The sequence below is a fragment of the Microbacterium martis genome, from assembly GCF_047246685.1.
Classification (GTDB): domain Bacteria; phylum Actinomycetota; class Actinomycetes; order Actinomycetales; family Microbacteriaceae; genus Microbacterium.
Genome location: NZ_JBFOKT010000001.1, coordinates 872,569 through 885,082, shown reverse-complemented (window position 1 = coordinate 885,082; position 12,514 = coordinate 872,569). Strand labels below are relative to the sequence as shown.

At 69.6% G+C, this 12,514-nt stretch carries 11 protein-coding genes; 1 reads left to right on the top strand and 10 read right to left on the bottom strand.

Going from position 1 to position 12,514, the window contains the following annotated elements; translation table 11 throughout:
* Window positions 1-20: 20 nt before the first annotated feature.
* Window positions 21-518 carry an OsmC family protein gene (locus tag AB3M90_RS04200; RefSeq protein WP_412950132.1) on the bottom strand — a complete coding sequence of 166 codons (498 nt, stop codon included), beginning with the start codon at window positions 516-518 and terminating at the stop codon, window positions 21-23.
* Window positions 519-569: 51 nt separating this feature from the next.
* On the opposite strand from AB3M90_RS04200, the gene AB3M90_RS04195 reads away from it, so the two are divergent.
* Complete coding sequence (locus AB3M90_RS04195) at window positions 570-1,565, top strand: asparaginase (protein WP_412950131.1); 996 nt, start codon at window positions 570-572, stop codon at window positions 1,563-1,565.
* A gap of 14 nt (window positions 1,566-1,579) precedes the next feature.
* On the opposite strand, the gene AB3M90_RS04190 is transcribed toward AB3M90_RS04195, so the two are convergent.
* The 9 genes from AB3M90_RS04190 to atpA all read right to left on the bottom strand — a co-directional run bounded on the left by AB3M90_RS04190 (window position 1,580) and on the right by atpA (window position 12,456).
* On the bottom strand, window positions 1,580-4,327 hold the full coding sequence (locus AB3M90_RS04190; RefSeq protein ID WP_412950129.1) for an FtsK/SpoIIIE domain-containing protein: 2,748 nt from the start codon (window positions 4,325-4,327) through the stop codon (window positions 1,580-1,582).
* Window positions 4,328-4,384: 57 nt separating this feature from the next.
* Window positions 4,385-5,182: a PP2C family protein-serine/threonine phosphatase gene (locus AB3M90_RS04185; protein WP_412950127.1), complete on the bottom strand. Its 798-nt coding sequence runs from the start codon at window positions 5,180-5,182 to the stop codon at window positions 4,385-4,387.
* A 79-nt stretch (window positions 5,183-5,261) separates the two neighbouring features.
* On the bottom strand, window positions 5,262-6,245 hold the full coding sequence (locus AB3M90_RS04180; RefSeq protein ID WP_412950126.1) for an aldo/keto reductase: 984 nt from the start codon (window positions 6,243-6,245) through the stop codon (window positions 5,262-5,264).
* A 93-nt stretch (window positions 6,246-6,338) separates the two neighbouring features.
* The gene (locus AB3M90_RS04175; RefSeq protein ID WP_412950124.1) at window positions 6,339-7,184 is read right to left on the bottom strand and encodes a large exoprotein; all 846 of its coding nucleotides are present in this window, start codon (window positions 7,182-7,184) and stop codon (window positions 6,339-6,341) included.
* Between the two features lie 140 nt (window positions 7,185-7,324).
* The gene (locus AB3M90_RS04170) at window positions 7,325-8,071 is read right to left on the bottom strand and encodes a YaaA family protein (protein WP_412950122.1); all 747 of its coding nucleotides are present in this window, start codon (window positions 8,069-8,071) and stop codon (window positions 7,325-7,327) included.
* A gap of 87 nt (window positions 8,072-8,158) precedes the next feature.
* Window positions 8,159-8,419 (bottom strand): F0F1 ATP synthase subunit epsilon, encoded by a 261-nt coding sequence (locus tag AB3M90_RS04165; protein ID WP_412950121.1) that lies wholly within the window; start codon window positions 8,417-8,419, stop codon window positions 8,159-8,161.
* A 2-nt stretch (window positions 8,420-8,421) separates the two neighbouring features.
* The gene (gene atpD, locus AB3M90_RS04160; RefSeq protein WP_412950120.1) at window positions 8,422-9,876 is read right to left on the bottom strand and encodes a F0F1 ATP synthase subunit beta; all 1,455 of its coding nucleotides are present in this window, start codon (window positions 9,874-9,876) and stop codon (window positions 8,422-8,424) included.
* Window positions 9,877-9,897: 21 nt separating this feature from the next.
* A complete protein-coding gene (locus tag AB3M90_RS04155; RefSeq protein ID WP_412950119.1) occupies window positions 9,898-10,797 on the bottom strand; it encodes a F0F1 ATP synthase subunit gamma in 900 nt (299 codons plus the stop codon).
* Window positions 10,798-10,815: 18 nt separating this feature from the next.
* Window positions 10,816-12,456, bottom strand: coding sequence for a F0F1 ATP synthase subunit alpha (gene atpA, locus AB3M90_RS04150; protein ID WP_412950118.1), 1,641 nt, complete (start codon window positions 12,454-12,456; stop codon window positions 10,816-10,818).
* Window positions 12,457-12,514: the final 58 nt, after the last annotated feature.

Genomic DNA, 12,514 nt, shown 5'->3' with positions numbered 1-12,514 from the left:
GACCGGACCGGCGCTCGGACTCAGGCGAGGGCCGTCACCGTCGCCTCATGCCGCACGGGGAAGTTCATCGAACTGGCGATGAAGCACCATTCGTTGGCCTGCGCGTGCGCCCGCTCCGCCGCCTCGAGCATCGACGACTCGGCGACGACGACCTCGGGTCGTAGCAGGACCTCCTCGAACGCGCCGCCGCCGGCTCCGTTCTCGCGCATGAGCCCGCTGGCGCGATCGCTGTACGAGACGACGACGACGCCGGCGGTCACGCACGCGTGCAGGTACGACAGCAGGTGGCACTCGGACAGCGAGGCCAGCAGGAGATCCTCGGGATTCCACCGCGACGGGTCGCCGCGGAAGGGCTTGTCCGACGAGGCCAGGAGCTCGGGCTTCCCCTCGACCGTGATCGTGACGTCGCGACGGTAGTCGCGGTACCCGCTCGTGCCGCTGCCGGTGTTGCCCGTCCAGATGGAGGTGAGTTCGTAGCGGTGCTCGCCGAGGGCCCGGGATGTCGACTGGTCTGCCATTCCCTCAGTCTGCCAGTGAGCCCGCACCGGACGCGGCGATAGACTCGACGGGTGCTGGAGACTCTCACCGTTCAGGATGCCGTGGAACTCGCCGTCGTCGAACGGAGCGGCTTCGTGGAGTCTCGGCACGCCGGTGCCGCGGTCGTCCTGTCGCCGGACGGAGACGTGATCGCGCGCCACGGGAACGCCGACGCGCTCATCCTGCCGCGCTCGAGCCTCAAGCCCTTGCAGGCGGTGGCGTGCATCACGGCGGGCGCCGCTCTCGAGGGCGAGCAACTGGCGCTCGCGACCGCGAGCCACACCGGAACCGACCGGCACGCCGGCGTGGTGCGCGACGTGCTGACCGCAGGAGGCCTGACGGAGGACCACCTCCGCTGCCCTCCCGCCTGGCCGAGCGACACCGCGACGCGCGACGAGCTCGTGCGCGAGCACGGCGAGCCGGCGCGGGTGCGCATGAACTGCTCGGGGAAGCATGCGGCGATGCTGCGCGCCTGCGTCGCGACGGGCTGGTCGACCGAGGGGTACCTCGACCCGGGGCATCCGCTGCAGTCGCACATCCGCGACACCGTCGAGCGTCTCACCGGCGAGAAGGTGGCGCACACCTCGATCGACGGCTGCGGAGCCCCCGTGCACGCGGTGACGCTGACAGGACTCGCCCGCGCCGTCCACCGCGTCGGCACGGCATCCGACCGCTCTCCCTTCGCGCTGCACCGCGTCGCGGGGTCGCTCGTGCGCGCGGTGCGCGAGAACCCGTGGACGATCGAGGGTCCGGGTCGTCCCGACACCATCGCGACCGAGACGCTCGGCGTCTTCACGAAGGGCGGCGCCGAGGGCGTGATGGTCATGGTGTCTCCGGACGGCACCACCGTGGCGCTCAAGATGCTCGACGGCGCTCCGCGTGCGTCGACCATCGTCGCCGCGACGCTGCTGGCTCGCTCGGGCGGCCTGAGCGACGCCGACGTGACCGCCCTCGGCGACGCTCTGCCTCTGGAGGTGCTCGGCGGAGGGGTACCGGTCGGGAGAGTTCGGCCGGGGCGCGGCATCTGACGTCGTCGCACGCTTCAGTACGGCGCGAGCGCGGGGACGATCACCCGTCGCGCCCTCCGGCCCCCAGCCACCGACCAGGCCCGCCCCTCGTGCGGGAGCGCGAAGGGAGGCAGCTCGCGGACACCGGCGAGCTGCCGGAGCTCGCCCGGCTGTTCGGCGCGGATGAGCACCTCGCCCTCTCCGCGCACCCGCTGCCAGACGGACCAGCTGCGCTGCCAGGTCTCCGCATCGCCGACGACGATGCACGGCGCCGACGGCCGCAGCCTTTCCGCTCCGACGGGGATCACCTCGCAGTCGGGATGGGCATCCGCGAAGCGGGCGATCACTTCGGCGGTGCCCGAGCAGACCACGGCGGTGACTCCCGCCTCGGGCCGCCAGTCGCGCAGCCGCGACGGGCGTGAGGCCGCGAGTTCTCTCGGTTCCACCCAGGCGAACTGGACCTCCCTCTCGCCGAGCCGAGCACGACCCGGCGGACGGTCTCTCACGAACCCGGAGGGGTCGCCGCCGGCGGCCAGGTGCTCCATCCGCGTCGCCATGCGCAGCAGAGCCCGTCGCGGCAGTGCGTCGACGAGTCGGCCCACCGCTCCTGTCGACCGTGTCGCGGTCAGGACCACCGTGCTGCCGCGGTCGACGCGGAGGATCTGCTCCCAGCGCTGGGCGAAGAGCTGAGCGTACTCCGGCGGATAGGCCGCGATGCGCGCGTCGAGATCGTCGCAAAGCACTAGGGAGGGCAGCGGCGTGCTGCCGACCGCCCAGGTCTCCACGAGATCCCAGGCACCCTCCGGGTCGGCGGGCACCCAGGCGGCATCGGATCGTTGGGCGGCCAGGACCCGAAGAGCACTGGTGCGCCCGGAGCCGGGCGCACCGAGGATCGCGAGGCCGCGGTCGACCCCGCAGACGAGGAGCTCCGCGGGTTGCGTCTGACGATCGGGGTCGTCACCGCGGCCGAGCACGATCGAGCGACCATCGGGAGCCGCTGCCGTGTCATCCCCGATCATCGCCTCGAGCGGCAGCCGCATCGGCAGCGCGGGCAACCAGGGACTCCGCGGCGGCCCGGCCGCCGCCCACCGCATGCCGACCCGTCGCAGCTCGGCCGCACCCGTCAATGCGATGCGCATCGCCACCGGCTCCGCGTCCTCGGGTCGCCGCACGAGGCCGAGACCCCGCGAGGCCGGTCCTCCGGGGATCTCCGCCGCCGCGGCCGTTCCGATGACCAGCCTGCTGTCGGAAGCGTCGCTCACGCGCAGGCTCAGGCGCAGCGGGCAGTTCGCCGCCAGCGCGTCTCGCACGACACCCGACGCACGCTGCGTTCCGAGGATCAGGTGCATGCCCAGAGCCCGCCCGCGGGCGGCGACGTCGGTGAAGACGGCTCCGAGGTCGGGATGCTCCTGCAGGAGCGCGGCGAACTCGTCGACCACGATGACCAGTCGCGGCATGGCCACCTCACTGACATCGCGCGCTCCTGCACCGGCCAGCACCGCTTCCCGCCGTTTCAGTTCGGCGGTGAGGCTCGACACGCCTCGACGGGCACCGTGCTCGTCGAGATCGGTGATCACGGCCACCACCTGGCGGAGCTCCCGCAGCGGCTCGAAAGCCGTGCCGCCCTTGAAGTCGGCCAGGACGAAGGCGACGCGATCGGGCCCGTGCGCAGCGGCGATCGCGGTGACCCAGGTGACGAGCAGCTCGCTCTTCCCCGTTCCCGTCGTGCCGGTGACGATCGCATGCGGCCCCTGCTCGACGATGTCGATGACGATGTCGCCGTGCGTCCCTCGGCCGACGACCGCGGGAAGCCCCTGGACGCCGGCGGTCTGCGCCAGCTCGTGCAGCGACACCGCGTCCGGGAGTCCCGCCGCGTCGTCGACGGCTCCCACGTGCTCTCCGGCGATCGTCCGCGCCTGAGCCGCCGAGAGGCATTCGATCGCGACGTCGGTGATCCCCTGCGGTGTCCGGAGCGTCGCCCTGCCGGGTTCGACGACGTCGATGACGGTCGTGATGCCGTCGGGGACGTCGGATCCGGGCTCAGCCAGCCAGATGAGCGCGTCCGCATCCGTTCGCCCCGTCTCTGCCGATGCCACGGCCACCCGACAGCCTCCCCGGCGCGCCCTCGTCGCGTGCGGGAGCGCGTCGAGTCCGAGTCGGGGGAGCTCGCTCCCGACGATCGAGAGCTGGCCCGCGCTGAAGCGAAGGCAGAGCTGCATCACCAGCGCCCGCGCTGCGGCCGAGATGACCGGCGCCGGGCCACGCAGGCAGACGCCGCGCCCCAGAGCCACGGAGACGGGCGCATCGTCCAGGATCGCGCACCTCTCCTGGAAGTCCCGTGCTCGCGCGTCGTCGCCTCCGGAGCAGCGCACGGCGCTCGCGACCGTCCCCCGGCCGAGCACCACCGGGGTGGAGGAATCGGGAGGGTGCCCTGCGCGCAGCGGCGGCCGAGTGAGGCATGACGCCGCATCCGGCTCGCGCAGCCATCGGGTGGCCCGCTCCTCCTCCTGCCTGCGCCGAAGCTCGGCCTCTGCTGCCGACCATCCTTGCGCGGCCTCGGCGTCGCTGCGTCGTCGGTCGCGACGGCGGCTGCGGGCGGCGTCGACCAGTGACGCCGCGATCATCAGCGGGCCCAGAGCGGCGAAGCAGAGCGCGTAGAGCGAGCCGGTCACCCACCACAGCACGACGCCGGCAGCGATGGGCACCGCCGCGGCCATGAAGGGCAGCGGGGGACGGCGCGGTGCGGCAGGCGGGGCGGGGAGGGCGATCGGAAGGGAGTCCATGCCCCCAGTGGACCGCAGGATGAGCGCCCGAGCGGCGCTGTCCACAGTCCTCGCGGGCTATTCGGCGGCGGGCTCGACTGTGGAGGGCGAGTCCACGTCGCTCACCTGGACGATGACGAGGGTCACGTTGTCCCGACCGCCGTTCTCCAAGGCGGCGGCGAGCATGGCGTCGACCGCATCGGCCGGGTCGGCGTTCTCCCGCAGGAAATGCTGGATGCCGTAGTCGGTGAGCTCTTTCGTGAGCCCATCGGAGCAGATGACGAAACGGTCGCCCGCGCGCACATCGATGGTGATGTAGTCGGGCGGGGTCAACTCGCTCGCCCCCACGGCGCGTGTGATGACGTTGCTGTACGGGTGGCCCTCGGCCTCTTCCGGACTCAGCTTGCCGGAGGCGATGAGCTCCTGCACGACCGAATGGTCGGTGGTCACCTGGACCAACCGGTCGTCGCGCAGCAGATACACGCGGGAGTCGCCGATGTTGAGCGACACCCACTGGGGCACCTCTCCGGTGACGTCGAGGAACACGCCGGTGAGGGTCGTCCCCGTGCCCTCGTCCGTCGCCTCGGGGTGGTCGGCGATGTCGCCGACGGCGAGCTGCAGGGCGTTCTCGATCGTCGTCCGATCGACCTCGCCGGCGTCGACGATCGCGCGCAGACGCGCCACGGTGCTGCGGCTCGCGATCTCGCCGCCCGCGTGACCGCCCATGCCGTCGGCCACGATGAACAGCGGGAACTCCGCCAGGAAGGCGTCCTGGTTGGTCTCGCGGCGACGCCCCAGATCGGTGACACCCGCCCACGATAGCTGCAGTGGACCCTGCGCGATCGTGACGCTGCGCGTCTTCGTCGTCTCAGCCACGTACTGCCTCCGATGGACCTGCGGCGAGTCGGGCGGACGCAGGATACTCACACATCGTAGTGGAACTCGCCATACCGGTTCACACCCGGGCGCCGGGGTCCTCGGGAAGCGGGAACAGCTCGTCGAGGACCGCGAGGTCATCGGCCTCCGGGCGCCAGGCGTCGCCGGCCGCGGCGTTCGACTCGACCTGCGCGGCCGATGTGGCACCGGCGATGACGCTCGACACGGCCGGACGCGTCAGCAGCCACCCGAAGGAGGCCTGCAGCATCGTGATCCCGCGTTCGTCGCAGAACAGTCGGAAGCGGTCGAGCGCGTCCCAGGGCGCGTCCTCCCACACATGGGGCCGGGCCGTCATGATGCGGCTCGAGGCCGGTCCGCCTTCGCGCGTGAACTTGCCGGTCAGCAGACCGTTGTGCAGCGGGAAGTAGGGGAAGAAGCCGAGCCCGTAGCGCTCGACCGCCGGCAGCACCTCGCGCTCGACGGCGCGGGCGAGCAGCGAGTAGTGGTTCTGCGCGGAGATGAATCGGCCGGTCGAGCGCCCCCGAGCGGTGAACTCGGCCTCGGCGATCTGCCACCCGGTGAAGTTCGAGTGGCCGTAGTAGCGGATCTTCCCCTCGCGCACGAGGTCGTCGAGAGCGTCGATGGTCTCCGCGACGGGGGTCTCGGCATCGGGCAGATGCAGCTGGTACAGGTCGATCCAGTCCGTGCGCAGCCGCCGGAGGGATTCCTCGACCGCGCGGCGGACATAACGACGCGATCCCCGACCCCCCGGGAAGTCGTAACCCATGTCGCGCTCGTGCCCGAATTTCGTCGCCAGCACGACCCGATCCCGCCTGCCCTCGAGCGCCTCGCCCATCAGTGTCTCGCTCGTGCCGGCCACGGCGCCGTACATGTCGGCGGTGTCGAAGAGCGTGATGCCGTTCGCGATCGCCGCGTCGATCACCTCGCGGGTGCCCGACAGTGTCTCGGTGGCGGTGCCGCTGCGGCCGAAGTTGTTGCATCCGAGACCGGTGGCGGACACGACGAGACCGGAGGCGCCGACGCGGCGCTGCGAGATGACCATGCCTTCCACGTTAGCGCCCGGAGTCGGGCGGTCGGGCGGTCGAGCCGACATGCGACAGGGCCCCCGACGCATGTCGAGGGCCCTGTCGGAAGTTCACGCGGGAGGCTGCGTGGGCTCCGACGGCGGTGCAGGCGGCGCGGTCGGAGGCGCCGTCGGCGGGGCAGGCGGAGCAGCGGGCGGTGCTGCCGGAGGCGCCGGCGGCGTGTTCGGCTGAGACGGCGGGACCGGTCCACCGGTCGTCGGCGCGGCCGGGGGCGCGTAACCAGGCTGCGCCGGCGGAGCGTAGCCGGGCTGCGCCGGCGGGGCGTAGCCCTGCTGTGCGGGCGGGGCGTAGCCCTGCTGTGCGGGCGGGGCGTAGCCCTGCTGCGCGGGCGGGGCGTAGCCCTGCGGGGCCGCGTAGCCCTGCGGCGCCCCGTAGCCCTGCTGGGGTGCTGCGGCGGCGGGCTGGACGGGGATGCCGTCCCACACCGTGCGGTCGCCGAGGAAGCCGTTGCCCGCCCACGGAGCAGGCGTGACGTTCGGGTTCCAGCGCGACTTGTCGAAGGCGTTGATGCCGAGCCACACGATGCTCAGGAAGACGTAGAGGACGACCCAGACGGCATCCTTCTGCAGCTTGAGGCCGACTCGCCAGGCGGCGATGACCGACAGGACGCCGAGGGCGATCGAGAAGATGAATCCGATGCCGATCCAGCTCAGCAGCGCCGCGCCGCCGATGCCGTAGAGCACGAGCCACGGGCTCAGGTCGCCGAGCTTGAAGAAGACCATCATGTTGTAGATGGGGACCCAGGCGCGCCATCCTCCCTGCACGCCGGCCTTCTGGAAGATCTTCATGTAGAAGAGGGATACCAGGACGTATCCGGCGATCGCGATCAGCAAGATCACGAAGAAGTATGCGAAGAGGAGGCCAAGATAGCCTGCTCCGTAGTCGTCGTATCCCATGAGACTCACATTTCTTTGGCCTGGGGAGGCGCTTCTCGCCTCCCGTGATGAAGCGAGCGCTTCGCATTCGTCATGCTAGCGGTGCGCTCAGGGGCGGGCAACGAACCACGCGGAGGGTCTCCGCCGCGTGGCGGCGGCCGTCATTCGGCGACGACGAGCTCCAGCACGTTCGCATCGTCGGTGTCGCGGAATTCGACTCCACGCTCATCAGCCCACCGACGAAGGGCCAGCGGCGAGGTGATGCGCGGACGATCCTCGGCCAGTGCCCGCACGAGCAGGCCCTTGGACTTCTTGTTGAAGTGGTTCAGAGCCCTCCCCTGCTCGGTGACGACCCGGACGTACCGGGAGGGGACGGATGCCGGAACAGGTCCGAGCGCGACATACGCCTCGCTCCGCAGGTCGAGGACGAAGGGGGGCTCCGCCCCCGCGATGGCCGCCGTCGTCGCATCCCCCCAGTGCCGTCGCAGCGCCGGCAGCCCGGGGAGCGACGTTCCGGCGGAGAGACGGTAGGCGGGAAGGGGGTCCATCGCCCCGATCGGGCCGAGTGGCGCGCTGTGGATCCACACGTGAGCCCCCAGCCAGCGCCGGGAGGCGGACGACAGCGTAGCCGCGTCGAGGGCATCGAACAGCACGCCCGTGTAGCGGTCGACCGCCGGCATGGTCGGCGCCGTGCGCAGCATCCGGTTGTCGACGATGTCGTCGAGCTGCCGCTCGCTCAGCTTGAGGATCCGGCGCGCAGCCTCGCCGTCGGCGGCGAGATCGACGAGCGCGTCGACCGCCGCCGCCCTGCGTCCCGAGAGCGACGGCAGTGCCAGTGACTCGAACCGCAGCGGCGCCCCGGAGCCGCCCCGGCGCTTGGTCTCGGAGGGAGGGAGCAGGATCTTCATGGTGCCTTCGACAAGAACATCCGCCCGCGACCGTCCGCGCTCATCGGATGAGCGGGGACGGTCGGAGGCGGATGGGTGGATGTGCTGCTAGGCGATGAGCGCGGCGTTGCCGGCGACGATCGTCAGGGTGTCGCCCTCCATCGAGAGGAACCCGTCCTGCGCGTTCGCCAGCACCTTCGCGCCGTCGGTCTGCGTGATCCGGACCTGGCCCTCGGCGAGGATCGCCAGCACCGGCTCGTGGCCGGACATGAATCCGATCTCGCCCTCGACGGTCTTGGCGACCACGAGGCTCGCCTCCCCCGTCCAGACCTCCGCGTCGGCGGACACCAGGCTCACCGTCAATGCCATGGTCAGCCGTTCTCCTTCTGGATCTTCGCCCACTGCTCCTCGACGTCGGAGATGCCGCCGACGTTGAAGAAGGCCTGCTCGGCCACGTGGTCGAAGTCACCGCGGGTGATCGCGTCGAACGACTCGATCGTGTCCTTCAGCGGCACCGTCGAACCCTCGACACCCGTGAACTTCTTCGCCATGTAGGTGTTCTGCGAGAGGAACTGCTGGATGCGACGTGCGCGCGACACGACGATCTTGTCTTCCTCGGAGAGCTCGTCGACACCGAGGATGGCGATGATCTCCTGCAGCTCCTTGTTCTTCTGGAGGATCTGCTTGACCGTCGTGGCGACGCGGTAGTGGTCCTCGCCCAAGTAGCGGGGGTCCATGATGCGCGACGTCGAGGTCAGCGGGTCGATGGCCGGGTACAGACCCTTCGACGCGATCTCACGCGAGAGCTCGGTCGTCGCGTCGAGGTGGGCGAAGGTCGTCGCCGGAGCCGGGTCGGTGTAGTCGTCGGCCGGCACGTAGATCGCCTGCAGCGAGGTGATCGAGTGACCGCGCGTCGAGGTGATGCGCTCCTGCAGGAGGCCCATCTCATCGGCGAGGTTCGGCTGGTAGCCCACGGCCGAGGGCATACGACCGAGAAGGGTCGAGACCTCGGAACCGGCCTGCGTGAAGCGGAAGATGTTGTCGATGAAGAGCAGCACGTCCTGCTTCTGCACGTCGCGGAAGTACTCCGCCATCGTCAGAGCCGACAGGGCGACGCGCAGACGCGTCCCCGGCGGCTCGTCCATCTGGCCGAAGACGAGAGCCGTCTTGTCGAAGACACCCGCCTCCTCCATCTCGTGGATGAGGTCGTTGCCCTCACGAGTGCGCTCGCCGACGCCGGCGAACACCGACACACCACCGTGGTCCTGCGCGACGCGCTGGATCATCTCCTGGATGAGAACGGTCTTGCCGACACCGGCTCCACCGAACAGACCGATCTTCCCACCCTGCACGTACGGGGTGAGGAGGTCGATCGACTTGATGCCGGTCTCGAACATCGTGGTCTTCGACTCGAGCTGGTCGAAGTTCGGCGCCTTGCGGTGGATCGGCCAGCGCTCGGTCACCTCGATGGTCTCACCGGGCTCGCCGTTGAGGACCTCGCCGATCACGTTGAAGACCTTGCCCTTGGTGATGTCGCCGACGGGGACCGAGATGGCCTCGCCCGTGTCGCGGACCTCCTGGCCGCGGACGATGCCGTCGGTCGGCTTCAGGGCGATGGCGCGGACGAGGTCGTCGCCGAGGTGCTGGGCGACCTCGAGGGTGATCTCGCTGGACTCCTCGCCGATGACGATGGTGGTCTTCAGCGCGTTGTAGATGTCGGGAATCGAGTCGTGCGGGAACTCGATGTCGACAACCGGACCGTTGACGCGTGCGACGCGCCCGACGACCGCGGTCGCCGACTGGTCAGCCGGGGCGGTGAGGGTCATTTTCGTCTCTTTCCTGATGGTCTATTTGCTCGACGAGAGTGCATCGGCGCCGCCGACGATCTCTGCGATCTGCTGCGTGATCTCCGCCTGACGCGCGTTGTTGCGCAGACGGGTGTAATCGGTGATGAGCTTGTCGGCGTTGTCGCTGGCCGACTTCATCGCCTTCTGGGTCGCGGCCTGCTTGGCGGCGGACGACTGCAGGAGAGCGTTGAAGACGCGGCTCTGGATGTAGACCGGCAGGATCGCGTCCAGCACGGTCTCGGCATCCGGCTCGAATTCGTAGAGGGGGTAGACGGTGTTCCCCGCCTCCGACTCGTCAGCCTCCGTGATCTCCAGCGGAAGCAGACGCACCGACTCGGGCGACTGCGTCATCATGCTGACGAAGCGGTTGTAGACGAGGTGGATCTCGTCGACGCCGCCCTCGTCGCCCCCGCGCGAGAAGTCCTCGAGCAGCTGCTGCGAGATCTCCTCCGCCGTGTGGAACGACGGGGTGTCGGTGTCGCCGGTCCACTCCGCAGCCGCCTCGATGCGACGGAACTGGAAGTAGCCGACGGCCTTGCGACCGACGAGGTAGAACACTGGTTCCTTGCCCTGCTCGCGCAGGAGGGAGGCCACCTCGAGACCCTCGCGGAGGATCTGCGAGTTGAAGGCTCCCGCCAGACCGCGATCCGACGAGAAGATCACGACCGCGGAGCGGCGGATCGTCTCGGGTTCGCGGGTGAGCGGGTGGTCGACGTTCGAGTGCGTCGCGACGGCCGACACGGCCCTCGTCACGGCGCGCGCGAAGGGCGTGGACGCCTTGACGCGTCCCATCGCCTTCTGGATGCGCGAAGCCGCGATGAGTTCCATCGCCTTCGTGATCTTCTTGGTCGTCTGAGCAGAAGAGATCTTCTGCTTGTAGACCCTGAGTTGAGCGCCCATGGATTCAGTACCTCACGCTTACGCGCGACGACCCTTGACGATCTTCTCCTGGTTGACGTCGTCCGCCTCGGCAGCCTCGTGCTCCTCGTGACCGGGAGCGCCGATGCCCTGCCCCTTGCCGCCCTGGAACTCGAGGACGAATGCGTCGGTGTGCTTCGTCAGCTCGGCGACGGTGTCGTCATCGAGGACGTTCGTCTCGCGCAGAGTGTCGAGAACCTGCGTGTTGCGACGCAGGTAGTCGAGCAGCTCGCGCTCGAAGCGCAGCACGTCGGAGACCTCGATCGAGTCGAGCTTGCCGTTGGTTCCGGCCCAGATCGACACGACCTGCTCCTCGACGGGGTACGGCGAGTACTGCGGCTGCTTCAGCAGCTCGGTCAGACGCGCGCCACGCGAGAGCTGACGACGGGAGGCGGCGTCGAGGTCGGAGGCGAACATCGCGAAGGCCTCGAGCGAGCGGTACTGCGCCAGCTCCAGCTTCAACGTTCCGGACACCTTCTTGATCGACTTGACCTGAGCGTCACCACCGACTCGCGAGACCGAGATGCCCACGTCGACCGCCGGACGCTGGTTGGCGTTGAAGAGGTCGGACTGGAGGAAGATCTGGCCGTCGGTGATCGAGATCACGTTGGTCGGGATGTACGCCGAGACGTCGTTCGCCTTGGTCTCGATGATCGGGAGACCCGTCATCGACCCCGCGCCGAGCTCGTCGGACAGCTTCGCGCAGCGCTCCAGCAGACGGGAGTGCAGGTAGAAGACGTCGCCCGGGTAGGCCTCGCGGCCCGGCGGACGGCGCAGGAGGAGCGACACGGCGCGATAGGCCTCGGCCTGCTTCGACAGGTCGTCGAAGATGATGAGGACGTGCTTGCCGCCGTACATCCAGTGCTGGCCGATGGCCGAGCCCGTGTAGGGCGCCAGGTACTTGAAGCCCGCGGGGTCGGATGCCGGAGCAGCCACGATCGTGGTGTACTCCAGGGCACCGGCCTCTTCGAGCGCGCCCTTCACCGAGGCGATGGTCGAGCCCTTCTGGCCGATCGCGACGTAGATGCAGCGGACCTGCTTGGTGACGTCACCCGACTCCCAGTTGGCCTTCTGGTTGATGATCGTGTCGATCGCGATGGCCGTCTTGCCGGTCTGACGGTCGCCGATGATGAGCTGACGCTGACCGCGGCCGACGGGGATCATCGCGTCGATCGCCTTGATGCCGGTCTGCATCGGCTCGTGCACCGACTTGCGCTGCATGACGCCGGGCGCCTGCAGCTCGAGTTCGCGCACCGCGTCGGTGGCGATCGAGCCGAGACCGTCGATCGGGTTGCCGAGCGGGTCGACCACGCGGCCGAGGTAGCCGTCGCCGACGGGGACCGAGAGGACCTCGCCGGTGCGGGTGACCTCCTGGCCGGCCTCGATGCCGGTGAAGTCGCCTAGGATGACGACGCCGATCTCGTGCTCGTCGAGGTTCAGCGCGAGACCCTTGGTGCCGTCGGCGAAGGTCACGAGCTCGTTCGCCATGACGCCGGGAAGTCCCTCGACGTGGGCGATGCCGTCGGCGGCGTCGATGACGGTGCCGACCTCCGTCGCCGCGGCCCCGGTGGGCTCGTAGGCGGCGGCGAAGTCCTTCAGCGCGTCACGGATGACGTCGGGGCTGATCGATAGTTCTGCCATTGTCTTCCCTTTGTATCTGGGTGCGCGGTTCCCCGCGCGAAGTCGTGTTAGCCGAAGC

Bases quoted from the DNA above. Each gene is read 5' to 3' on its own strand.
- AB3M90_RS04155 (WP_412950119.1), bottom strand. From the start codon at position 10,797: ATGGGCGCTCAACTCAGGGTCTACAAGCAGAAGATCTCTTCTGCTCAG.
- atpD (WP_412950120.1), bottom strand. From the start codon at position 9,876: ATGACCCTCACCGCCCCGGCTGACCAGTCGGCGACCGCGGTCGTCGGG.
- AB3M90_RS04165 (WP_412950121.1), bottom strand. From the start codon at position 8,419: ATGGCATTGACGGTGAGCCTGGTGTCCGCCGACGCGGAGGTCTGGACG.
- AB3M90_RS04200 (WP_412950132.1), bottom strand. From the start codon at position 518: ATGGCAGACCAGTCGACATCCCGGGCCCTCGGCGAGCACCGCTACGAA.
- atpA (WP_412950118.1), bottom strand. From the start codon at position 12,456: ATGGCAGAACTATCGATCAGCCCCGACGTCATCCGTGACGCGCTGAAG.
- AB3M90_RS04175 (WP_412950124.1), bottom strand. From the start codon at position 7,184: ATGGGATACGACGACTACGGAGCAGGCTATCTTGGCCTCCTCTTCGCA.
- AB3M90_RS04180 (WP_412950126.1), bottom strand. From the start codon at position 6,245: ATGGTCATCTCGCAGCGCCGCGTCGGCGCCTCCGGTCTCGTCGTGTCC.
- AB3M90_RS04190 (WP_412950129.1), bottom strand. From the start codon at position 4,327: ATGGACTCCCTTCCGATCGCCCTCCCCGCCCCGCCTGCCGCACCGCGC.
- AB3M90_RS04170 (WP_412950122.1), bottom strand. From the start codon at position 8,071: ATGAAGATCCTGCTCCCTCCCTCCGAGACCAAGCGCCGGGGCGGCTCC.